34 protein-coding genes are annotated in these 21,290 nt (G+C 64.3%); 33 read left to right on the top strand and 1 reads right to left on the bottom strand.

Going from position 1 to position 21,290, the window contains the following annotated elements:
• From tuf to rplQ, 30 genes are all read left to right on the top strand, one after another.
• Positions 1-154: elongation factor Tu (tuf, locus tag ING98_08350; protein ID MCA3101869.1), on the top strand; the 154-nt coding region annotated here is incomplete at its 5' end.
• Positions 155-173: 19 nt separating this feature from the next.
• Positions 174-482, top strand: coding sequence for a 30S ribosomal protein S10 (gene rpsJ / locus ING98_08345; protein ID MCA3101868.1), 309 nt, complete (start codon positions 174-176; stop codon positions 480-482).
• A gap of 121 nt (positions 483-603) precedes the next feature.
• Positions 604-1,248 carry a 50S ribosomal protein L3 gene (gene rplC, locus ING98_08340; protein ID MCA3101867.1) on the top strand — a complete coding sequence of 215 codons (645 nt, stop codon included), beginning with the start codon at positions 604-606 and terminating at the stop codon, positions 1,246-1,248.
• Positions 1,248-1,868 (top strand): 50S ribosomal protein L4, encoded by a 621-nt coding sequence (gene rplD, locus ING98_08335; protein MCA3101866.1) that lies wholly within the window; start codon positions 1,248-1,250, stop codon positions 1,866-1,868. The genes rplC and rplD overlap by 1 nt, the downstream gene beginning before the upstream one ends.
• A gap of 29 nt (positions 1,869-1,897) precedes the next feature.
• The gene (gene rplW / locus ING98_08330) at positions 1,898-2,197 is read left to right on the top strand and encodes a 50S ribosomal protein L23 (GenBank protein MCA3101865.1); all 300 of its coding nucleotides are present in this window, start codon (positions 1,898-1,900) and stop codon (positions 2,195-2,197) included.
• A gap of 1 nt (position 2,198) precedes the next feature.
• Positions 2,199-3,029, top strand: coding sequence for a 50S ribosomal protein L2 (rplB, locus tag ING98_08325; GenBank protein MCA3101864.1), 831 nt, complete (start codon positions 2,199-2,201; stop codon positions 3,027-3,029).
• Between the two features lie 6 nt (positions 3,030-3,035).
• Positions 3,036-3,323, top strand: a complete 288-nt coding sequence (rpsS, locus tag ING98_08320) for a 30S ribosomal protein S19 (GenBank protein ID MCA3101863.1) — start codon at positions 3,036-3,038, stop codon at positions 3,321-3,323.
• 11 nt (positions 3,324-3,334) lie between these two features.
• Positions 3,335-3,670: a 50S ribosomal protein L22 gene (rplV, locus tag ING98_08315; GenBank protein MCA3101862.1), complete on the top strand. Its 336-nt coding sequence runs from the start codon at positions 3,335-3,337 to the stop codon at positions 3,668-3,670.
• 47 nt (positions 3,671-3,717) lie between these two features.
• Positions 3,718-4,443 carry a 30S ribosomal protein S3 gene (gene rpsC, locus ING98_08310; GenBank protein MCA3101861.1) on the top strand — a complete coding sequence of 242 codons (726 nt, stop codon included), beginning with the start codon at positions 3,718-3,720 and terminating at the stop codon, positions 4,441-4,443.
• Positions 4,427-4,843, top strand: a complete 417-nt coding sequence (gene rplP / locus ING98_08305) for a 50S ribosomal protein L16 (protein ID MCA3101860.1) — start codon at positions 4,427-4,429, stop codon at positions 4,841-4,843. The genes rpsC and rplP overlap by 17 nt, the downstream gene beginning before the upstream one ends.
• Position 4,844: 1 nt before the next feature.
• Positions 4,845-5,066 carry a 50S ribosomal protein L29 gene (rpmC, locus tag ING98_08300; protein ID MCA3101859.1) on the top strand — a complete coding sequence of 74 codons (222 nt, stop codon included), beginning with the start codon at positions 4,845-4,847 and terminating at the stop codon, positions 5,064-5,066.
• 23 nt (positions 5,067-5,089) lie between these two features.
• Positions 5,090-5,359 carry a 30S ribosomal protein S17 gene (rpsQ, locus tag ING98_08295; GenBank protein MCA3101858.1) on the top strand — a complete coding sequence of 90 codons (270 nt, stop codon included), beginning with the start codon at positions 5,090-5,092 and terminating at the stop codon, positions 5,357-5,359.
• Positions 5,360-5,830: 471 nt separating this feature from the next.
• Entirely contained in the window at positions 5,831-6,199 is a 369-nt protein-coding gene (rplN, locus tag ING98_08290; GenBank protein ID MCA3101857.1) for a 50S ribosomal protein L14, read from the top strand.
• Positions 6,200-6,223: 24 nt separating this feature from the next.
• The gene (gene rplX / locus ING98_08285; GenBank protein ID MCA3101856.1) at positions 6,224-6,538 is read left to right on the top strand and encodes a 50S ribosomal protein L24; all 315 of its coding nucleotides are present in this window, start codon (positions 6,224-6,226) and stop codon (positions 6,536-6,538) included.
• Positions 6,539-6,600: 62 nt separating this feature from the next.
• Complete coding sequence (rplE, locus tag ING98_08280) at positions 6,601-7,140, top strand: 50S ribosomal protein L5 (protein MCA3101855.1); 540 nt, start codon at positions 6,601-6,603, stop codon at positions 7,138-7,140.
• A gap of 10 nt (positions 7,141-7,150) precedes the next feature.
• Positions 7,151-7,456, top strand: a complete 306-nt coding sequence (gene rpsN / locus ING98_08275) for a 30S ribosomal protein S14 (protein MCA3101854.1) — start codon at positions 7,151-7,153, stop codon at positions 7,454-7,456.
• 10 nt (positions 7,457-7,466) lie between these two features.
• Positions 7,467-7,862: a 30S ribosomal protein S8 gene (rpsH, locus tag ING98_08270; GenBank protein ID MCA3101853.1), complete on the top strand. Its 396-nt coding sequence runs from the start codon at positions 7,467-7,469 to the stop codon at positions 7,860-7,862.
• 27 nt (positions 7,863-7,889) lie between these two features.
• Positions 7,890-8,423, top strand: coding sequence for a 50S ribosomal protein L6 (gene rplF / locus ING98_08265; protein MCA3101852.1), 534 nt, complete (start codon positions 7,890-7,892; stop codon positions 8,421-8,423).
• 15 nt (positions 8,424-8,438) lie between these two features.
• Positions 8,439-8,795, top strand: coding sequence for a 50S ribosomal protein L18 (gene rplR / locus ING98_08260; GenBank protein ID MCA3101851.1), 357 nt, complete (start codon positions 8,439-8,441; stop codon positions 8,793-8,795).
• Between the two features lie 62 nt (positions 8,796-8,857).
• On the top strand, positions 8,858-9,394 hold the full coding sequence (gene rpsE / locus ING98_08255) for a 30S ribosomal protein S5 (GenBank protein ID MCA3101850.1): 537 nt from the start codon (positions 8,858-8,860) through the stop codon (positions 9,392-9,394).
• Positions 9,395-9,408: 14 nt separating this feature from the next.
• Positions 9,409-9,597 carry a 50S ribosomal protein L30 gene (gene rpmD / locus ING98_08250; GenBank protein ID MCA3101849.1) on the top strand — a complete coding sequence of 63 codons (189 nt, stop codon included), beginning with the start codon at positions 9,409-9,411 and terminating at the stop codon, positions 9,595-9,597.
• Positions 9,598-9,601: 4 nt separating this feature from the next.
• A complete protein-coding gene (gene rplO, locus ING98_08245) occupies positions 9,602-10,057 on the top strand; it encodes a 50S ribosomal protein L15 (GenBank protein MCA3101848.1) in 456 nt (151 codons plus the stop codon).
• Between the two features lie 95 nt (positions 10,058-10,152).
• Positions 10,153-11,445: a preprotein translocase subunit SecY gene (gene secY / locus ING98_08240; GenBank protein MCA3101847.1), complete on the top strand. Its 1,293-nt coding sequence runs from the start codon at positions 10,153-10,155 to the stop codon at positions 11,443-11,445.
• A 43-nt stretch (positions 11,446-11,488) separates the two neighbouring features.
• Complete coding sequence (gene infA / locus ING98_08235) at positions 11,489-11,707, top strand: translation initiation factor IF-1 (protein ID MCA3101846.1); 219 nt, start codon at positions 11,489-11,491, stop codon at positions 11,705-11,707.
• 96 nt (positions 11,708-11,803) lie between these two features.
• The gene (rpmJ, locus tag ING98_08230; GenBank protein ID MCA3101845.1) at positions 11,804-11,917 is read left to right on the top strand and encodes a 50S ribosomal protein L36; all 114 of its coding nucleotides are present in this window, start codon (positions 11,804-11,806) and stop codon (positions 11,915-11,917) included.
• Between the two features lie 114 nt (positions 11,918-12,031).
• Positions 12,032-12,406: a 30S ribosomal protein S13 gene (gene rpsM / locus ING98_08225; GenBank protein ID MCA3101844.1), complete on the top strand. Its 375-nt coding sequence runs from the start codon at positions 12,032-12,034 to the stop codon at positions 12,404-12,406.
• Positions 12,407-12,421: 15 nt separating this feature from the next.
• Positions 12,422-12,811 carry a 30S ribosomal protein S11 gene (gene rpsK / locus ING98_08220; protein MCA3101843.1) on the top strand — a complete coding sequence of 130 codons (390 nt, stop codon included), beginning with the start codon at positions 12,422-12,424 and terminating at the stop codon, positions 12,809-12,811.
• Between the two features lie 15 nt (positions 12,812-12,826).
• Positions 12,827-13,453, top strand: a complete 627-nt coding sequence (gene rpsD, locus ING98_08215; protein ID MCA3101842.1) for a 30S ribosomal protein S4 — start codon at positions 12,827-12,829, stop codon at positions 13,451-13,453.
• A gap of 166 nt (positions 13,454-13,619) precedes the next feature.
• On the top strand, positions 13,620-14,603 hold the full coding sequence (gene rpoA, locus ING98_08210) for a DNA-directed RNA polymerase subunit alpha (protein MCA3101841.1): 984 nt from the start codon (positions 13,620-13,622) through the stop codon (positions 14,601-14,603).
• Positions 14,604-14,708: 105 nt separating this feature from the next.
• Positions 14,709-15,092 (top strand): 50S ribosomal protein L17, encoded by a 384-nt coding sequence (gene rplQ, locus ING98_08205; protein MCA3101840.1) that lies wholly within the window; start codon positions 14,709-14,711, stop codon positions 15,090-15,092.
• Positions 15,093-15,140: 48 nt separating this feature from the next.
• On the opposite strand, the gene uvrA is transcribed toward rplQ, so the two are convergent.
• Entirely contained in the window at positions 15,141-18,089 is a 2,949-nt protein-coding gene (uvrA, locus tag ING98_08200) for an excinuclease ABC subunit UvrA (protein MCA3101839.1), read from the bottom strand.
• Between the two features lie 149 nt (positions 18,090-18,238).
• On the opposite strand from uvrA, the gene ING98_08195 reads away from it, so the two are divergent.
• From ING98_08195 to ING98_08185, 3 genes are all read left to right on the top strand, one after another.
• Complete coding sequence (locus ING98_08195) at positions 18,239-19,534, top strand: MFS transporter (GenBank protein ID MCA3101838.1); 1,296 nt, start codon at positions 18,239-18,241, stop codon at positions 19,532-19,534.
• Between the two features lie 34 nt (positions 19,535-19,568).
• Positions 19,569-20,081 carry a single-stranded DNA-binding protein gene (gene ssb / locus ING98_08190; protein ID MCA3101837.1) on the top strand — a complete coding sequence of 171 codons (513 nt, stop codon included), beginning with the start codon at positions 19,569-19,571 and terminating at the stop codon, positions 20,079-20,081.
• 79 nt (positions 20,082-20,160) lie between these two features.
• Positions 20,161-21,123 carry a tripartite tricarboxylate transporter substrate binding protein gene (locus ING98_08185; protein ID MCA3101836.1) on the top strand — a complete coding sequence of 321 codons (963 nt, stop codon included), beginning with the start codon at positions 20,161-20,163 and terminating at the stop codon, positions 21,121-21,123.
• Positions 21,124-21,290 lie beyond the last annotated feature (167 nt).

The raw sequence follows: 21,290 nt of genomic DNA, 5'->3' as shown, positions 1-21,290 counted from the left end.
GCCGGAAGGCACCGAGATGGTGATGCCGGGGGACAACATTTCGATCACGGTCACGCTGATCCAGCCGATCGCGATGGAAGAGGGGCTGCGCTTCGCGATCCGCGAAGGTGGCAAGACCGTTGGCGCGGGTGTCGTCGCCAAAGTGATCGCGTAAGACTTCGAGCAGGCGAGAAATGTCAAATCAGAAAATCAGGATCCGCCTCAAGGCGTTCGACTACCGGCTGATCGACCAGTCGGCAATCGAGATCGTGGACACCGCCAAGCGCACCGGCGCGGTGGTCAAGGGCCCGGTGCCACTGCCCACCCGCATCGAGCGCTTTGACGTACTGCGTTCGCCGCATGTCAACAAGACCTCGCGCGACCAGTTCGAGATCCGTACCCACCTGCGCCTGATGGACATCATCGACCCGACCGACAAGACGGTCGACGCGCTGATGAAGCTGGATCTTCCGGCTGGCGTGGACGTCGAAATCAAGCTCTGATTGCAGGACGGTCCGCTCTGGCGGACCGAGCAGCGGCACCGCAGTTGCAGCAATGGTGGCACCGGTAGCAGCTACACCAAACCTTCGCTGGTCAATCGTAACCGGCATACGGAGAAACAAGATGAGCATCGGACTCGTCGGCCGCAAGGTCGGCATGACTCGCATCTTCACCGATGACGGAGATTCTGTGCCCGTCACGGTGGTCGATGTTTCCAACAACCGTGTCGCGCAGGTGAAGTCGGTCGAGAACGACGGCTACTCGGCGGTGCAGGTTGCCTTCGGCTCGCGCCGCGCCAGCCGTGTGATCAAGCCGGCTGCCGGCCATTTCGCGAAGGCCGGCGTGCAGGCCGGGACCGCGCTGAAAGAGTTCCGCCTGGCAGCGCCGGTCGCCGACGATATCAAGCCCGGTTCCGTGATCGACGTCGATCTGTTCAAGGTCGGCCAGCTCGTCGACGTGTCAGGCACGACGCACGGCAAGGGTTTTGCCGGCGCGATCAAGCGCCATCACTTCTCGTCGAACCGTGCCAGCCACGGCAACTCGGTTTCGCACAACAGCCCGGGTTCGATCGGCCAGAACCAGGATCCGGGTCGTGTGTTCCCCGGCAAGCGGATGGCCGGCCACCTCGGCGATGTCCGCCGTACGGTGCAGAACCTCGAGATCGTGCGCATCGACGCCGAGCGCAAGCTGCTGCTGCTCAAGGGTGCCGTCCCCGGTGCCAAGGGTGGCCATCTGATCGTCCGCGCCGCGGTCAAGGCAGGTGCCTGATGGAACTGAAACTCATCGATTCGCAGGGTAATTCGAGCTCGACGCTGGCGGCCAGCGACCAGCTGTTCGCGCGCGAGTTCAACGAGGCACTGGTACACCAGGTTGTGGTGGCCTACCAGGCCAACGCGCGCCAGGGTACCCGTGCCCAGAAAGAACGCAGTCAGGTCAACAAGAGCACCAAGAAGCCGTGGCGCCAGAAAGGTACTGGCCGTGCGCGTGCAGGCCGTGCCTCCAGCCCGCTGTGGCGTGGCGGCGGCAAGGTGTTCGCATCGCAGACCGACGAGAACTTCACCCAGAAGGTGAACCGCAAGATGTACCGCGCCGGCGTGGCTGCGATCCTCTCGCAGCTCGCACGTGAAGACCGCCTGTGCGTGGTCGACGCGTTCACCGTCGACTCGCCGAAGACCAAGATGCTGGCCGACAAGGTCAAGGGCATGGGCTTCGACGACGTGCTGATCGTGACCGACCAGCTCGACGAGAACCTGTTCCTGTCCTCGCGCAACCTTTCGTATGTGGGTGTGTTGCGCGTCGAGCAGACCGACCCGCTTTCGCTGTTGCAGTTCGACAAGGTGCTCTTCACCCGGAACGCAATTGCCCGCCTCGAGGAGATCCTCAAGTGAGCCTTCCCGCTACCCGCGAAGAGCGGTTGATGCAGATCCTCCTGGCGCCGCTGGTGTCGGAGAAGAGCACGATGGTTGCCGACAAGCACAACCAGATCGTGTTCGAAGTGGTGAAGAACGCGACCAAGCCGGAAATCAAGGCCGCAGTCGAGATGATGTTCAGCACCAAGGACAAGAAGATCGAAGTCGTATCGGTGCGTACCCTGAACTACGACGGCAAGGAGAAGCGCTTCGGCCGCTTCGTCGGTCGTCGTCGGAGCTGGAAGAAGGCCTACGTGCAGATCAAGGAAGGCCAGGAAATCGTGTTTGCTGGCCTGGAGGCGCGCTGAAATGCTGGTCAAGGTAAAACCCACATCCGCCGGCCGACGCGCCGTCGTCAAGGTCGTCAATCCCGAGTTGCACAAGGGCGAGCCTTTCGCGCCCCTGCTCGAGAAGCAGATCCAGAACGCCGGCCGCAACAGCAAGGGCCACATCACCACCCGGCACAAGGGCGGTGGGCACAAACACCACTACCGCGTGATCGATTTCAAGCGCAACAAGGACGGCATCGAGGCGAAGGTCGAGCGGCTCGAGTACGACCCGAACCGCAGCGCGAACATCGCGCTGCTGTGCTACGCCGACGGCGAGCGTCGCTACATCATTGCGCCGAACGGCGTGGCGGTCGGGGCGAAGCTGGTGAGCGGTTCTGAGGCGCCGATCAAGGCTGGCAACACCCTGCCGATCCGCAACATCCCGGTTGGAACGACGATCCACTGCATCGAGATGCAGCCTGGCAAGGGTGCGCAGATGGCGCGTTCGGCAGGCGCCTCGGTCCAGTTGCTGGCGCGCGAAAGCAGCTACGCCCAGCTGCGGCTGCGTTCCGGCGAGATCCGCAAGGTGCACGTCGATTGTCGAGCCACCATCGGTGAGGTCGGCAATGCCGAGCACAACCTGCGCTCGATCGGCAAGGCGGGTGCCATGCGCTGGCGCGGCGTGCGCCCGACGGTACGCGGCGTGGCGATGAACCCGGTCGATCACCCGCACGGTGGCGGCGAGGGCAAGACGGCCGCCGGCCGTCACCCGGTGAGCCCGTGGGGTCAGCTGACCAAGGGCTACAAGACCCGCAAGAACAAGCGCACGAGCAGCATGATCGTGCGGCGGCGCAACTCGACCAAGGGGTAAAACGAGATGGCACGTTCAGTAAAGAAAGGCCCCTTCGTCGATCATCACCTGTTCGGCAAGGTGGAAAAAGCGCGTTCGAACAACGACAAGCGTCCCATCAAGACCTGGTCGCGGCGTTCCACGATCCTCCCGGATTTCGTCGGGTTGACGATCGCGGTGCACAACGGGCGCCAGCATATCCCGGTGTTCGTTTCCGAGAACATGGTCGGGCACAAGCTGGGCGAGTTCGCGCATACGCGCACGTTCAAGGGGCACTCTGGCGACCGCAAGGCCGCCAAGGGCCCGGGCAGGTAAGGAGCATACTCATGCAGACCAAGGCCACATTGCGTGGTGTACGCCTCTCGGCACAGAAGGGTCGCCTGGTTGCAGACCAGATTCGCGGCCTGCCGGTCGAGCGTGCGCTCAACCTGCTCACGTTCAGCCCGAAGCGTGGCGCTGTCATCATCAAGAAGGTGCTCGAGTCGGCGATCGCAAACGCCGAGCACAACGATGCGGCAGACATCGACGAGTTGAAGGTCACGCTGATCCACGTCGAGCGTGGCACCAGCCTCAAGCGTTTCATGCCGCGCGCCAAGGGGCGTGCGTCCAGCATCACCAAACCGACCTGCCACGTCTATCTGGCAGTGGGCGACGGCAAGTAGCCGCCGCTTCCATGGACTGAACGACAGACGGGGCAAAGAGGGCACATATGGGACAGAAGATCCATCCGATCGGCTTTCGGCTCGCAGTCCAGCGCAACTGGACTTCGCGCTGGTATGCCAATCACAAGAATTTCGCCGGGATGCTGGCGGAAGACATCAAGGTTCGCGACTTCCTCAAGCAGAAGCTCGCACACGCTGCGGTAGGCCGCGTCCTGATCGAGCGTCCCGCGCGCGATGCGAAGATCACCATCTTCAGCGCGCGCCCGGGCGTGGTCATCGGCAAGAAGGGTGAGGACATCGAGGCGCTGCGCAGCGCGTTGCGCAAGTTCATGGGCGTGCAGAACGTCCATGTGAACATCGAAGAGATCCGCAAGCCGGAACTCGACGCGCAACTGATCGCCGACTCGATCTCCTCCCAGCTCGAGAAGCGCATCATGTTCCGCCGCGCGATGAAACGCGCGATGCAGAACGCGATGCGGCTGGGCGCCCAGGGCATCAAGATCATGAGCTCGGGTCGCCTGAACGGCATCGAGATCGCCCGTCGCGAATGGTATCGCGAGGGTCGTGTTCCGCTGCACACGCTGCGCGCCAACATCGAGTACGGCGTGTCGGAAGCCAAGACGACCTATGGTGTCATCGGCATCAAGGTCTGGGTCTACAAGGGCGATGTCCTTGGCAAGAACGAAGTGGCGCCGGAAGTTGCACCGGCGCCCGCGGTCGAGCCGGAACGCAAGCCGCGCAAGTCCGGAGTGAGAAATGCTGCAGCCAGCTAGAAGAAAATACCGTAAAGAGCAGAAGGGCCGCAATCGTGGCATCGCCACCCGTGGCAACAAGGTGAGCTTCGGCGAGTTCGGCCTGAAGGCTCTGGATCGTGGACGTCTGACGGCCCGCCAGATCGAAGCCGCCCGCCGCGCGATGACGCGCCACATCAAGCGCGGTGGCCGTATCTGGATCCGGATCTTCCCGGACAAGCCGATCTCGCAGAAACCCGCCGAGGTGCGGATGGGTAACGGCAAGGGTAACCCCGAGTACTACGTCGCCGAGATCCAGCCCGGAAAGATGCTGTACGAGATGGACGGGGTCGACGAGACGCTGGCCCGCGAGGCGTTCCGTCTGGCATCGGCCAAGTTGCCGCTGCGCACTGCCTTCGTCGCACGCCAGGTGGGAGGTTGAGATGAAATCCAAGGAACTCCGTGAACGTACGCAGGCTGAACTGGGCGACGAGGTGAAGAGCCTGTTGCGTGCCCAGTTCGGGCTTCGCATGCAGCACGCAACCCAGCAACTGGGCAAGACGAGCGAGCTGCGCAAGGTGAAGCGGGACATCGCCCGCGTGCGCACCATCGCAACTGAACTCGCCAACGCCGCGCCGGCTGCCACGCCGTCCGGCAAGGCCTGAAACCAATTCCAGGGACAGTCCCCATGACCGAAGCCGAAACGTCGTCTGCGCGCGTCCTCACGGGCCGCGTGGTCAGCGACAAGATGGACAAGACGGTCACCGTGCTGGTCGAGCGCAAGGTCAAGCACCCGCTCTACGGCAAGGTGATGGTCCGTTCGAAGAAGTATCACGCCCACGACGAGACCAATGAAATCGCCGAGGGCGACCTGGTCGAGATCGCGGAGACCCGGCCGATTTCGAAGACCAAGGCGTGGAAGGTTGCAAGGCTGGTCGAGAAGGCGCGTACGGCCTGATCATCGGTTCCGCTGAATTAGTGCTTGGCATCGAAGCGGTTAACGTGCATAATTTAAGGCTATCCTGATTTCAGGCGCTTTGCCTGGCATCGGGGACCGGCAGCGGCGTGGCATCTCGCGCGCCGCGGTACAGGAGGCGGTGGTCGCATCAGCGCGAGCGCCGGCTTCGGAAGCCGGGTGGCACTCCCTGCGTTGGCAGGGTCCAAGACTGACCGTGAGGCGGCGTGCACGGGCCCGGCGAAAGCCGGTCGGTGCAGCGGCAGTCGGCGCAAGCTGACGAAGCCCGCGGTAAAAGTTGGAACGCGTTTCACGGATCGGCCGCGCGTCGATCCGGTCGATCAGCGGCATGGAAGGGGCGGTGCCTGAGGGTGCCGGCGCTTCGACAGACAGATTCGGCCTGCCCGGAAACGTTCGGTCAGGCCTGGCGATTCCCCGGCCGCACCATGCGGCCCGGTCGGACAGGAGAAGAAGATGATCCAGATGCAGTCGGTCCTCGACGTGGCCGACAACACCGGTGCACGGTCGGTCATGTGCATCAAGGTGCTCGGCGGCTCGAAGCGGCGCTATGCCGGCATCGGCGACGTGATCAAGGTCAGCATCAAGGATGCGGCCCCGCGTGGGCGTGTGAAGAAGGGCGAGGTCTACAGCGCCGTGGTCGTGCGTACCGCCCATGGCGTGCGCCGCCAGGATGGTTCGCGCGTGCGCTTCGACAAGAATGCCGCCGTGCTGCTGAATGCGAAGCTGGAGCCGATCGGCACCCGCATCTTCGGACCGGTCACCCGCGAACTGCGCACCGAGCGATTCATGAAGATCGTCTCGCTTGCGCCGGAAGTCATCTAGGACGTTCGGTCAGGAGACCCAGCGATGAACAAGATCAAGAAAGGCGACGACGTCATTGTGCTAACGGGCCGCGATCGCGGCAAGCGGGGCACGGTGCTCAAGGTACTTGCCGAGCACGTCGTGGTCGAAGGCATCAATCGTGTCAAGAAGCACCAGAAGCCGAATCCCATGAAGGGGACCACCGGCGGCATCGTCGAGAAGGAAATGCCGATCAACGCTTCGAATGTGGCGGTTTTCAATCCCGCGACCAAGAAGGCGGATCGCGTCGGTTTCCGCGTGCTGGAAGACGGCCGCAAGGTTCGGTTCTACAAGTCCAACGGCGAACTGGTAAGCGCCTGATCCACGGGATCCACGGGCGCCCGCGCCCGCCGTGATCCGTCCCCGAAGAGGTTTTGCGAAAAATGGCCCGGCTCAAAGAACACTACCGCGAGAAAGTAGTCCCCGACCTGACTGCGAAGTTCGGCTACAAGACGCAGATGCAGGTCCCGCGGATCCTCAAGATCACGCTGAACATGGGCGTGGGCGAAGCCGTCGCGGACAAGAAAGTCCTCGAGAACGCGATCGGCGACATGCAGAAGATCGCTGGCCAGAAGCCGGTCGCGACCAAGTCGCGCAAGTCGATTGCCGGCTTCAAGATCCGCGAGGGCTATCCGATCGGTTGCATGGTTACCCTGCGCGGTGAGCGCATGTATGAATTCCTGGATCGCCTCGTTTCGATCGCGATGCCGCGTATCCGCGATTTCCGCGGCATTTCCGGCAAGGCATTCGACGGGCGCGGCAACTACAACATGGGCGTGCGTGAACAGATCATCTTCCCCGAGATCGACTACGACAAGGTCGATGCAGTGCGCGGGATGAACATCACGATCACCACCACGGCACGCACTGACGAGGAAGGGCGCGCGCTGCTGGCTGCCTTCCAATTCCCGTTCCGGAACTGAGGACCCACAGATGGCAAAGCAGTCCCTCATCAATCGCAACCAGAAGCGGATCGAGACGGTCGCGAAGTTCGCGGCCAAGCGCAAGGAACTGATGGCGCAGGCGCGCGACCCGCAGTTGTCCGATGAAGAGCGCATGGCGGCGCGGGAAAAGCTGCAACGCCTTCCGCGCGATGCATCGCCGGTGCGCGTGCGCAACCGGTGTTCGCTCACCGGACGTCCGCGCGGCGTGTACAGCAAGTTCGGCCTCGGCCGCAACAAGCTTCGTGAAATCGCCATGCGCGGAGAAGTTCCGGGCGTGACCAAGGCAAGCTGGTAGGAGCTTTCGTATGAGCATGAGTGATCCGATCGCCGACATGCTGACGCGCATTCGCAACGCGCAGATGGCGGAGAAGACGTCCGTTGAGATGCCGTCGAGCAAGCTCAAGGTTTCGATTGCCAAGGTGTTGAAGGACGAAGGCTATATCGACGACTTTGCGGTGCGCCCGAACGACGGCAAGCCGGTGCTGGACATCGCGCTGCGTTACTACGCAGGCGAGCCGGTCATCGAGAAGATCGAGCGCGTGAGCCGTCCGGGGCTGCGCGTGTACCGCGGCACGCATGACCTGCCGCGCGTGATGAACAACCTCGGGGTTGCGATCGTGTCCACGTCCAAGGGCGTGATGACCGACCGCCAGGCGCGCCAGCACGGTATTGGCGGCGAAGTCCTGTGCGTTGTGCACTGACCCTGATAGATCGGACGGAGTCGGCAAATGTCTCGAATCGGTAAGTCTCCTGTCGCGGTGCCCGCTGGCGTCGAAGTCGCCATCGCCCCTGACTCGATCAGCATCAAGGGCCCGTTGGGTACCGCTCAGCAGGCGGTGACCGGCGGCGTGGCGGTGGAGAAGGAGGGCAGCGAGCTTCGGATCAAGGTGCTCGACGGTTCCACCCAGGCCGCTGCCATGTCCGGAACGTTGCGTGCACTGGTCAGCAACATGGTGACCGGCGTCACCAAGGGGTTCGAGCGCAAGCTTCAGCTCGTCGGCGTCGGGTATCGCGCACAAGCGCAGGGCGACAAGCTCAACCTGACGCTCGGCTTCTCGCATCCCGTCGTGCATCAGATGCCCAAGGGCATCACGGTTGCCACCCCGACGCAGACCGAGATCCTCATCAAGGGGATCGACAAGCAGGTGGTCGGGCAGGTCGCGGCCGAAGTGCGCAGCTACCGTCCGCCGGAGCCTTACAAGGGCAAGGGCGTACGCTACTCCGACGAAGTCGTCGTGATCAAAGAAACGAAGAAGAAATAAGGCGAGGCCGACACCATGTTCGATCGCAAACTCTCCCGCCTGCGCAGGTCGAAGCAGACCCGCCGCAAGGTCGCGCTTTCGCGTGCAGTACGCCTCGCGGTGCACCGTTCAAACAACCACATCTATGCCCAGGTGATTGCCGCTTCCGGCGATCGCGTGCTGGCGACCGCGTCGACGCTCGACGAGTCGATCCGCAGCGCCAATCCGAAGACGGCAACCATCGCTGCAGCCAGCCTCGTAGGCAAGGCTATTGCCGAAAAGGCGAAGGGCCTGGGAATCGAGGCTGTCGCGTTCGACCGTTCGGGTTTCCGCTATCACGGCCGGGTCAAGGCCGTGGCCGAAGCCGCACGCGAAGCCGGCTTGAAGTTCTGACCGGTCGTCCTGACCGCAGCCACTGAAACACTGACCGACTCAAGACCAAGCGAGAGACTCGAATGGCGCAAAACAGTAACCGGCGCGACAACCGCCGGCAGGAAAAGCAGGACGACTCCGAGGGAATGCGCGAGAAGATGATCGCGATCAACCGCGTGACCAAGGTGGTCAAGGGTGGTCGGATCCTCGGTTTTGCGGCACTCACGGTGGTGGGTGATGGTGACGGCGGCATCGGCATGGGCAAGGGCAAGGCACGCGAAGTGCCGGTTGCCGTGCAGAAAGCCATGGACGAGGCTCGTCGCAAACTTGTCAAGGTGAACCTCAAGAACGGCACGCTGCAGCATTCGGTGGTGGGACGCCACGGCGCGTCGGTCGTATTGATGCTGCCCGCGTCCGATGGTACCGGCATCATCGCTGGTGGCCCGATGCGTGCGATCTTCGAAGTGATGGGCGTGACCAACGTGCTTGCAAAGTGCCTTGGTTCGACCAATCCATACAACGTCGTACGCGCCACGCTCAACGGCCTTGCGTCGATGAATACCCCGGCCGAGATCGCCGCCAAGCGCGGCAAGACGGTCGCCGAAGTCACCGGCGCCTGAGAGAAAGTACTGCCATGTCGACGACAGCAAAGAAACTGAAGGTCACGCTGGTGAAGAGCGTGATCGGCACGCGCGAGTCGCATCGTGCCTGCGTTCGCGGGCTCGGCCTGAAGCGCCGGGAGCACACGGTCGAGGTCGAGGACACCCCGGCAGTGCGCGGGATGATCAACAAGGTGTCCTATCTTCTGAAGTGCGAGGGCTGAGACCATGCGGCTGAATCAACTGAGCCCGGGAATCGGGTCGAAAAGCGAACGCAAGCGCGTTGGACGAGGGATCGGCAGCGGCACAGGCAAGACCGGTGGCCGTGGGCACAAGGGTCAGAAGTCGCGTTCGGGGGGCTTCCACAAGGTCGGTTTCGAGGGCGGGCAGATGCCGTTTCAGCGGCGCCTTCCGAAGCGTGGTTTCACGCCACTCCAGCCCAACGCGGTGGCGCAGGTGCGCCTGGGCGACCTGGCGCTGGTCGAGGCCGAGGTGATCGACTTTGCGGCGCTGGTGGCGGCGAGACTGGTGCCGTCGTCCGCGAGGCGCGCCAAGGTGTTCCTGTGCGGCAAGCTCGAGAAGAAAGTTGCTGTATCCGGGCTGGGCGTGACCAAGGGCGCGAAAAGTGCGATCGAAGCACTGGGCGGTTCGGTGACGATGCCGGAAGCGCCGGTTTCGGCCTGACGTTGGCTGGCAGGTTGTGCGATATCGGCCGTTTACGGCCGGTCTACAAGGGATAGCGCGTGGCTACAGCAGCATCGGCAATCGGCGGGAGCAAGATGGGGGACCTGAAGCGGCGTCTCCTGTTTCTGCTTGGCGCGTTGGTCGTGTATCGGATCGGTACGCACGTGCCGGTACCGGGTATCGACCCCGACCAGCTGGCCCAGCTGTTCAACCAGCAGCGCGGCGGCATCCTCGACATGTTCAACATGTTTTCGGGTGGCGCGCTGTCGCGGTTCTCGATCTTCGCGCTCGGCATCATGCCGTACATCTCCGCCTCGATCATCATGCAGCTGATGACCGTGGTCTCTCCGCACCTCGAAGCCCTCAAGAAGGAAGGCGAGGCGGGGCGCCGCAAGATCACTCAGTACACCCGCTATGGCACTGCAGTGCTGGCCTTGTTTCAGGCGATGGGTATCTCGGTTGCCCTGCAGGCACAGCCCGGACTGGTGATTGCGCCTGGCGCGATGTTCATGTTCGTGACCGTGGTCACGCTGGTCGCCGGCACCATGTTCCTGATGTGGCTTGGCGAGCAGATCACCGAGCGCGGCATCGGCAACGGTATTTCGCTGATCATCTTCGCGGGCATCGTCGCAGGACTGCCCCAGGCCATCGGCGGCACGCTGGAACTGGCGCGCACCGGGTCTTTCTCGATCGCGTTCGTGGTCATCCTGTTGATTCTCGCGATTGGCATTACCTGCTTCGTGGTGTTCGTGGAGCGCGGACAGCGCAAGATCCTCGTCAACTACGCGAAGCGCCAGGTCGGACGCAAAGTCTACGGGGGCCAGAGTTCGCACCTGCCCCTGAAGCTGAACATGGCCGGGGTGATCCCACCGATCTTCGCTTCCTCGATCATCCTTTTCCCGGCGACTATCTCCGGCTGGTTCGGGGCGGGAGAGGGGATGAACTGGCTGAAAGACCTTTCGGGGATGCTCCATCCCGGGCAACCCGTCTACGTGATGCTGTACGCCGCAGCGATCATCTTCTTCTGTTTCTTCTACACCGCGTTGATGTACAACCCGAAGGAAACTGCGGACAACCTGAAGAAGAGCGGTGCCTTCGTACCGGGCATCCGTCCCGGCGACCAGACTGCGAAGTACATCGGTGACATCACTACACGTCTGACGCTCATCGGCGCGATCTACATCACGGTGGTCTGCCTGATCCCTGAATTCCTGATCGTGCGGTTCAACGTGCCGTTCTACTTCGGAGGTACCAGCCTGCTGATCATCGTCGTGGTGACGATGGACTTCATGCAGCAGGTGCAGGCCTACATGATGACCCATCAGTATGAGAGTCTCCTGAAGAAGGCGAACCTCAAGGGCGGCGGGATGTTCCCGACGCGCCAGTAACTGCTGCATACCACCGCAATTCCCAGACAGGCGCTCCGACCGGATGGCGAAGGAAGAAACAATTCAGATGCAGGGCGAGGTCCTCGAGACGCTGCCCAACGCGACGTTCCGCGTGAAGCTCGAGAACGGGCACGTGGTCCTGTCGCACATCTCCGGGAAGATGCGGATGCATTACATCCGTATCCTCCCGGGCGACAAGGTGACGGTGGAGGTCAGTCCGTACGATCTCTCCCGCGCGCGGATCACGTTCCGCGCACGCTGAGTCGGGCAGGCGCCGGCTTCAACGCAACAATCCTAACGATCAGCAGAAGGTCGCCCGGGCGGCCTGCAGTCCAGACAGCTCTCTCCAGGGGTCAACATGAAAGTACAGGCTTCCGTAAAGAAGATTTGCCGCAAGTGCAAGGTGATCCGGCGCCACGGTGTGGTTCGGGTGATCTGCACGGATCCGCGGCACAAGCAGCGCCAGGGTTGATCCGGGCTTCAACGGCTCGACCCTCCGGCCCGTCCGGAGCATCAGGCATCCTCAGGTTGCTACAGATGCTTCCGGCGGATATAATCAGCGGTTTTTCGTTCTGAGCACAATCGCATGGCTCGTATTGCTGGCGTAAACATTCCCAACCATCAGCACGTGGTGGTGGCCCTGACTTCGATCTATGGCATCGGCCCCTCCCGGTCGAAGGCCATCTGCGAAGCTTCGGGGATCAAGCCGACCACGAAGATGAAGGAACTCACCGACGCGGAAATGGACAAGCTCCGTGACCACGTCGGGCGGTTCACCGTCGAGGGCGATCTGCGCCGCGAGGTGAACATGAGCATCAAGCGGCTGATGGACCTCGGCTGCTACCGTGGCTTGCGGCATCGCCGCGGCCTGCCGGTTCGCGGGCAGCGTACCCGTACCAACGCACGTACCCGCAAGGGGCCGCGCAAGGCAATCCGGGCGACGTCCGGCAAGCCGGGTTAAAAGGATTCGATAGACATGGCTAAGACCGCAACGCGGACTCGCAAGAAGGTCAAGAAGAACATCGCCGAGGGTGTTGCACACATCCACGCGTCGTTCAACAACACGATCGTGACGATCACCGACCGGCAGGGCAATGCGCTGTCTTGGGCGTCCACCGGAAGCTCCGGCTTCAAGGGCTCGCGCAAGAGCACTCCGTTTGCTGCGCAGATCGCCGCCGAGCAGGCTGGGCGGGCCGCGCAGGAGTGCGGGGTCAAGAACCTCGAAGTCCGCATCAAGGGCCCGGGACCGGGCCGCGAGTCGGCCGTACGTGCGCTCAACGCCGTCGGCTTCAAGATTCTCAGCATCTCGGACGTGACTCCGGTGCCGCACAACGGTTGCCGCCCGCCCAAGCGCCGTCGCGTCTGACCAGGAGACATTACCGTGGCTCGCAATACCGATCCGAAATGCCGCCAGTGCCGTCGCGAAGGCGAAAAGCTCTTCCTGAAGGGCGAGAAGTGCTTTACCGACAAGTGCTCGATCGAGCGCCGCACTAATCCCCCGGGCCAGCACGGCCAGAAACAGAACCGCATGTCCGACTATGCACTCCAGCTGCGTGAAAAGCAGAAGGTGCGCCGGATCTACGGCATCCTCGAGCGTCAGTTCCGTCGCACCTACGCGGAAGCCGATCGGCGCAAGGGCATCACGGGCCAGAATCTGCTCGCGCTGCTCGAGTGCCGCCTCGATAACGTAGCGTTCCGCATGGGCTTTGGTGCTTCGCGCAGCGAAGCACGGCAGGTCGTGCGCCACAACGGCGTCACGGTGAACGGCCGCCGCGTGAACATTCCTTCGTTCCAGGTCCGTCCGGGCGACGTGATCGGGCTGTCCGCCGGTGCACGTGAGCAGTTGCGAGTCAAGGCGGCGATGGAAGCCGTCGAACAGCGTGGCGTGCCCGAGTGGCTGTCGGTTGACGGCAAGGAAGGCAAGGGCGTGTTCAAGAGCATTCCGTCCCGTACCGACCTGCCCAGCACGATCAACGAATCGTTGATCGTCGAGCTCTACTCCAAGTAATCGACCCGCGCGCGTGGCGGGCCGGGAAGCGCTCCCGCCCCCCTCGCGCGCTGTTGTCCCTGCAGTACTGCAGTACCGTACACCCAAGCTCCAGTTCGCGGCCCGGTTTCTGCGTGCGACACGCAGGTGCCCGCGCCGCCATCTTTCCCGGTCGAGAGGTCAATTCATGCAAAGCAGCTTCCTGAAGCCGCGCATCATCGATGTACAACCGGTGTCGGCCGTGCAGGCGAAGATCACGATGGAGCCGTTCGAGCGGGGCTACGGCCACACGCTTGGCCACGCGCTGCGCCGCGTGCTGCTGTCGAGCATGCCCGGCTTCGCCGCCACTGAAGTCCACATCACCGGCGTGCTGCACGAATACTCGGCGCTCGACGGTGTGCAGGAAGACCTGGTCGACATCCTGCTGAACCTCAAGGGAATCGTGTTCAAGCTGCACGACCGCGACGATGTCACACTGACGCTCAACAAGACTGGCGCAGGCGCGGTGACGGCCGGTGACATCGCAGTCGGCCATGACGTCGAAGTGATCAACCCCCAGCACGTGATTGCGCACCTGACGCCTGGTGGCAAGCTCGAGATGACCATCAAGGTCGAGAAGGGCCGTGGCTATGTGCCGGCGTCGTCGCGGCCGGCTGCGCGTGAAGGCCGCGCGATCGGCAGCATCCTGCTCGACGCGTCATTCAGCCCGGTGCATCGCGTCAGCTATGCGGTCGAGAGCGCCCGCGTCGAGCAGCGCACCGACCTCGACAAGCTGATCATCGACATCGAGACCAATGGTGTTATCGAGCCAGAAGAGGCGATCCGCTACGCGGCACGCGTGCTGGTCGATCAGCTCGCGGTGTTCGCAGACCTGCAGGGTACCCCGGGTGCGCGCGACGATCGTAAGGAGCCGGCGGTCGATCCGGTCCTGCTCCGCCCGGTCGACGACCTCGAGCTCACGGTCCGTTCGGCCAACTGCCTGAAGGCCGAGAACATCTATTACATCGGTGACCTGATCCAGCGCACAGAGACCGAGCTGCTGAAGACGCCGAACCTGGGGCGCAAGTCGCTGAACGAGATCAAGGAAGTTCTTGCTTCGCGTGGCCTCATGCTCGGCATGAAGCTCGAGAACTGGCCGCCGGTCGGGCTCGAGAAAGTTGCCGGGCACTGAGTCGACGGGCGTCGACTCGCCGACCACTGACTCGCCGGACACTGGACTCGCCGGACGCTCCCCCGGCTTCGAAACGAACATCATCTGCCGTACTGAGGTATCGCCATGCGTCACCGCCAAGGCCTGCGAAAACTGAACCGCACCACCAGCCACCGGCTGGCGATGCTGCGTAACATGACCAACTCGCTGCTCAAGCACGAGACGATCCAGACGACCCTGCCGAAGGCCAAGGAACTGCGCCGCGTGGCGGAGCCCCTGATCACCCTCGCCAAGACCGCGACCGTCGCCAACCGCCGGCTTGCGTTCAATCGCTTGCGTGATCGCGACATGGTGGTCAAGCTGTTCGATGAACTCGGGCCGCGCTACGCCACCCGCAATGGCGGCTATCTGCGCATCCTGAAGGCCGGTTTCCGCCAGGGCGACAATGCGCCGATGGCGCTGGTCATGTTGATGGACCAGCCGGAAGCGTCGGTTAGCGACGCGCAGTAAGCGCATCGAGCAGCCGCCGGCAGCTGCCGGCGGCTGGTGGTCGCTGGATCACCCCGTGGCGGCAATCAGTCCGGCACTGGGCGCAAGCGGTTGCGAGCGGTTTGCGATCTCTAGCAGCGGCGCGAGGTAGCGGCCAGTCTGGCTCGCTGCAGTTGCAGCGATCGTTTCTGGCGTACCCGTGGCGACGATCTGTCCGCCGCCCGAGCCGCCTTCCGGACCAAGGTCCACGACCCAGTCGGCGGTCTTGATCACATCGAGGTTGTGTTCGATCACCACGACGGTATTGCCGTGGTTGCGTAGTCGATGCAGTACCTTCAGCAGCAGGTCGACGTCGTGGAAGTGCAGGCCGGTGGTCGGTTCGTCCAGGATGTAGAGGGTGCGCCCGGTATCCCGCTTGGACAGTTCGAGCGCAAGCTTCACCCGCTGCGCTTCGCCGCCCGACAACGTGGTCGCGCTCTGGCCCAGGCCAATGTAGCCGAGCCCGACATCGGCGAGCGTGCGCAGCTTGCGAGCGATCATCGGTACTGCGCTGAAGAAGCTGGCAGCCTGCTCGACCGTCATCGCGAGGACATCGCTCACGCTGGCACCCTTGTAGCGGATCTCGAGCGTTTCGCGGTTGTAGCGGCTGCCATGGCAGACATCGCAAGGCACGTAGATGTCGGCCAGGAAGTGCATCTCGACCTTGATCACGCCATCGCCCTGGCAGGCCTCGCAGCGGCCACCCTTGACGTTGAACGAGAAGCGTCCGGGACCGTAGCCTCGGGCCCGTGATTCCGGGACTCCGGCGAACAGGTCGCGGATCGGTGCGAACAGGCCGGTATACGTGGCGGGATTCGAGCGCGGTGTACGACCGATCGGGCTCTGGTCGACGTTCACCACCTTGTCGAACAGGTGCAGCCCGTCGATCGTGTCGAATGGCGCCGGCTCGGCGCCAGTGCCGGGCGGCAAGTGGTTCACATGCTGGTTGACTGCTGGGTAAAGCGTATCGTTCACCAGCGTCGACTTGCCTGAACCCGAGACGCCGGTGATGCAGACGAACAGTCCGGCCGGCAGTTCCAGCGTCACGGCCTGCAGGTTGTTGCCGCGCGCGCCGGACAGGGTAAGCCACTGGCCGCGCTGCGGCTGGTTGCGTCGGACCGGGACCGCGATGGCGCGCCGTCCGGACAGGTAGAGTCCGGTCACCGAGTCGGGGTTGGCCTTCACCTGCGCCGGCGTGCCTTCGGCCACCACCAGGCCGCCGTGCACCCCGGCGCCGGGGCCCATATCGACCACGTAGTCGGCCGACAGGATCGCGTCCTGGTCGTGCTCGACGACGATCACCGAGTTACCGATGTCGCGCAGGTGCGCGAGGGTGCCGAGCAGCCGCTCGTTGTCGCGCTGGTGCAGCCCGATCGACGGTTCGTCGAGCACGTACATGACGCCGGTCAGGCCCGATCCGACCTGGCTGGCCAGGCGGATGCGCTGGGCCTCGCCGCCGGACAGGGTGTCGGCGGAACGGTCGAGCGACAGGTAGTCGAGACCGACGTTGACCAGGAACCCCAGCCGGTTGCCGATCTCGCGGTTGATGCGCTCGGCGATCGCCTGCCGCGCACCCTCCAGTTCAAGCGTGTTGAAGAACTCCACCGCCTCGCGCAGGGGCATGTGTCCGATATCGTAGATCGCGCGCCCGGCGATGCGCACGCAGCGCGCCTCCTTGCGCAACCGGGTGCCGCCGCAGTCTGGGCAGGCGCGCACGCTCTGGTACTGGGCGAGCTCGTCGCGGACCACCGGCGACTCGGTCTCGCGGTACCGGCGCTCGAGGTTGGGCACGATCCCCTCGAATGGATGCTCGCGGTGCTGCTTCGCGCCTTTTTCGGCCGGGTAGTGGAAGCGGATCGCCTCCTCGCCCGACCCGAACAGGATCTTCGTCCGCACGTCCTCGGGCAGCGAGTCGAACGGCGCCTCGAGGTCGAACGCGTAGTGCCTGGCCAGGCTCTGCAGCATCTGGAAGAAGAACGCGTTACGCCGGTCCCAGCCCTTGATCGCGCCCGAGGCCAGTGAGAGTTCGGGGAAGGCGACTACCCGGCGCGGGTCGAAGAAGGGCTCGGTGCCCAGGCCGGTGCAGCGGGTGCATGCGCCGACCGGGTTGTTGAACGAGAACAGCCTCGGTTCGAGTTCCGGGATGGACCAGCCGCAGACCGGGCATGCGAAGCGCGCCGAAAAGAGGTGCGCGCGGCCGGAGTCGATCTCGAGCGCGATCGCGCGGCCATCGGCATGGCGCAGCGCCATTTCGAACGATTCCGCCAGCCGCTGGCGCTGGTCTTCCCGCACCTTGAGCCGGTCCACCACGATGTCCACCGTATGCTTGCGGTTCCTGGCGAGCCTCGGCGCTTCATCGAGATCGAACACCTCGCCGTCGATGCGCACCCGCACGAACCCCTGCGCCCGCAGTTCGGACAGCAGTTCGCGCTGCTCGCCCTTGCGATCGGCCAGCAGCGGGGCGAGGATCATCAGTCCGGTCTCGGCCGGCAGCGCCAGCACATGGTCGACCATCTGCGCCACGCTCAGCGCAGCCAGCGGCGCATCGTGCTCCGGGCAGAACGGCTGGCCCGCCCGGGCATAGAGCAGGCGCAGGTAGTCGTGGATCTCGGTGATCGTGCCGACGGTCGAGCGCGGGTTGTGGCTACCCGATTTCTGTTCGATCGAGATCGCGGGCGACAGGCCCTCGATCAGGTCGACGTCGGGCTTTTCCATCACCTGCAGGAACTGGCGGGCGTAGGCCGAGAGCGACTCGACATAGCGCCGCTGGCCTTCGGCGTAGAGCGTGTCGAACGCGAGCGACGACTTGCCCGAGCCCGACAGCCCGGTGATGACGACCAGCCGGTTGCGCGGCAGGTCGAGGCTCACGTTCCTGAGGTTGTGCGTGCGTGCCCCGCGGATGCGGATGAAGTCAGTGCCCGACGTTCTGGTTCCCGACGTTCTGGTTCCCGACGTTCTGGTACCCGACGTTCCGGTCATTCGCGCACTTCCGGTGTTGGTTTCGCCTGCCATGCCACCCCTGTCCGCAACGCCGTATGAAAAAGGCAACCTGTTACTATAACCGAGTCATCACGCTGTCCGTACCCATTGACCGTCAACGTCTGCTCAACCGTCCCTCCGGACTGCCGATGAATGCCCTCGAATGGCGCGCGAGCCTGGCCCTGTCCACGCTATACGGGCTTCGCATGCTCGGCCTGTTCATCATCCTTCCGGTGTTCGCCGTGCATGCCGAGCATCTCCACGGGGGCGACAACCGGATCCTGATCGGCATCGCGATTGGCATCTATGGCCTGACGCAGGCGATCCTGCAGATCCCGTTCGGCTGGGCGTCCGACCGCTACGGCCGCAAGCCGGTCATGTATGCCGGGCTAGCGCTGTTCGCGCTCGGCAGCTTCGTCGCGGCCTCGGCGTCCGGCATATGGCTGGTAATCCTCGGCCGCACGCTGCAGGGGGCCGGCGCGATCTCGGCGGTGGTGATCGCGCTGACCGCCGACCTCACCCGGGACTCGCAGCGATCGAAGGCGATGGCGATCATCGGATCGACGATCGGCATCGCCTTCGCTGCATCGTTGATCGCCGGGCCGCTGCTCAATGCCGCGATCGGCGTCAGCGGCATCTTCGCGATGACCGGGGTGCTGGCGCTGCTCGCGGTCGGGGTCGTGCGCTGGCTGGTGCCCGATCCGTCCGAGATGCCGGTCGATGCCGGCACCGCCACGGATGCCGATGCCCGGCGGCCGGTGCGCGGCCGCTTCTGGACTGACCTGTGCGCGGTCTTCGCCAACCCCGATCTGCGCCGGCTCAACTTCGGCGTGCTGGTGCTCCATGCGCTGCTGACCGCACTGTTCCTCGTGGTTCCGGTGTCGTTGCGCGATGCCGGCATGCCAGTGGCCGCACACTGGCATGTCTACTGGCCGGCGATGCTGGCCAGCTTTGCCGTACTGGTGCCCGCGATCGGCTACGCCGAGGGCCGCCAGCGCCTGAAACTGGTGTTCCTCGCGAGCGTCGCGCTCATGCTGGCCTCGCTCGGCGGCTTCCTGCTGACGCTCGACTCGGTGTTCGGCACCGGTATCGCGCTGGCTGCTTTCTTCATTGGATTCAATGTGCTGGAGGCGCTGCTGCCGTCGCTGGTCTCCCGACTGGCACCGCGTCCCTTGCGCGGGACGGCAATCGGGGTATACAGCAGTATTCAGTTCCTCGGGATCTTTCTGGGAGGTGCGGTCGGCGGCATCCTTGCGCAGACTGCAGGCTTGTCTGCCGTGCTCTGGTTCGGCACGCTGCTGACCGCCGCATGGCTGGCCGTCGCGCGCGGCATGCATGTGCCGGGCCGCCCGGCCGGCAGTGCTGGCGCGGGCGCCGCGGGCGGCCCGGACGAATCGCACGCGAGCGCCGGCGACATCCGCAACGTCCATCCCAGCAAGGCCTGATCACCCAACACCACGCCCGTAGCGGAGGAATCCAATGGCATCTGTGAACAAGGTAATCCTGGTCGGTAACCTCGGTCGCGACCCCGAAGTGCGATACATGCCCGATGGCAACGCGCTGTGCAACCTGAATCTGGCCACGACCTACTCGTGGAAAGACAAGGCGTCCGGCGACAAGAAGGAAGAGACCGAGTGGCATCGGGTCACGCTGCGCAACCGCCTGGCCGAAGTCGCCGGCGAATACCTGAAGAAGGGTTCGCCGGTCTACATCGAGGGCCGGCTGCGCACGCGCAAGTGGACCGACAAGGAGAACATCGAGCGCTATACGACCGAGATCGTTGCCGACAGCATGCAGTTGCTGGGCAGCCGCGGTGGCTCCGGAGCACCGGGCGGCGACCGGATGGGCGGTGGCGACGCGATGGGCGACGGCGATACGCCGCGCTCATCCGGCGGCGGGGCAGGCAGCTCGCCGCGTGGCAAACCGGCCCCGGCCGCGGGCAAGGGTGGCGGTGCGGGTTTCGACGATTTCGAGGACGACATCCCGTTCTGACCTTTCGGAGGGCACCACCATGCGGCAAGCGAACGAATGCGCAACCAGCCATGCACGCCGCGCGACGAGCGTCGTTCCGATGCTCGCCGTCATGGCCGTGGTCCTGCTGCCGGGTGAGGTGCACGCACAGTCGCGCGCAGCCGAGGCTTACCCGAACCGTCCGATCCGGATGATCGTCGACTTCTCGGCGGGCGGGCTGTCCGACCAGCTGGTCCGGGCAGTGGCGCCGAAGATGAGCGAGGCGCTCGGTCAGCCGATGGTGATGGACAACCGCCCGGGTGCGGCTGGCGCGCTCGCCTACAGCATCGTCGCCAAGGCGGTGCCGGACGGCCATACCCTGGTCACGCTGTCGACCGGGTTCTCGCTGAACCTCAACCTGGTGTCGAAACTGCCGTTCGATACCGATCGCGATTTCATCCCGATCGGCCTGATCGGCACCACGCCCAACGTGCTGGTCACCAGCAGCAAGGGTGCGAAGACCGTGGCGGAACTCGTCGCGCTGGTGCGTTCGAAGCCGAACGCGACCAATGCAGCGTCGACCGGCATCGGCTCCACGCCGCACCTGACGCTCGAACTGTTCAAGAGCGTTGCGAAGATCGATCCGACCCATGTCCCGTTCAACGGCAGCGGCCCGGCGATCGCCGACATGCTCGGCGGCCGGCTCGACTTCATGTTCGTCAACATGCCGGCAAGCCTCGGGCACATCAAGGGCGGACGTATCCAGGCGCTGGCAGTCGGTAGCGAGAAGCGGTCGCCGCAACTGCCCGACGTGCCGACGATGGACGAATCCGGCTACAAGGGCTTCCGCTCGACCAGCTGGGCGGGCATCGGCGGGCCGGCCGGGCTGCCGAAGACGGTCGTTGCCCGGCTGAGCAAGGAGACGATCGCCGCCGTCGAATCCCCCGAGGTACGCGACCGCATCACGGCTGCCGGCGGCGAAGCGCGGTCGTCGACGCCGGAGCAGTTCAGCGCATTCATCAAGGACGAGATCGCAAGGTGGGGCCGCGTGATCAAGGCGGCCGGTGTGCGCGTCGACCGCTGACCCGCCCGACCAGCCGAAGTCTGTCGCCCGCCCTGCGCTCGCCAGTGGCTTTCCGCGCCCGGGCCGGAACTGCACGACCGTGCCGCCCGCGCGCGCAGTTCGGGTACGACGCTTCGGTTCCGGCCAGGTGATAAAGCGTTACGCTTGGGGCCATCCATCAACAGGCG

It is taken from the genome of Rhodocyclaceae bacterium (assembly GCA_020248265.1).
Taxonomy (GTDB): Bacteria; Pseudomonadota; Gammaproteobacteria; order Burkholderiales; family CAIKXV01; genus CAIKXV01.
Note: the sequence above shows the minus strand (reverse complement) of the source record. Positions and strands in the feature narration are given on the sequence as shown.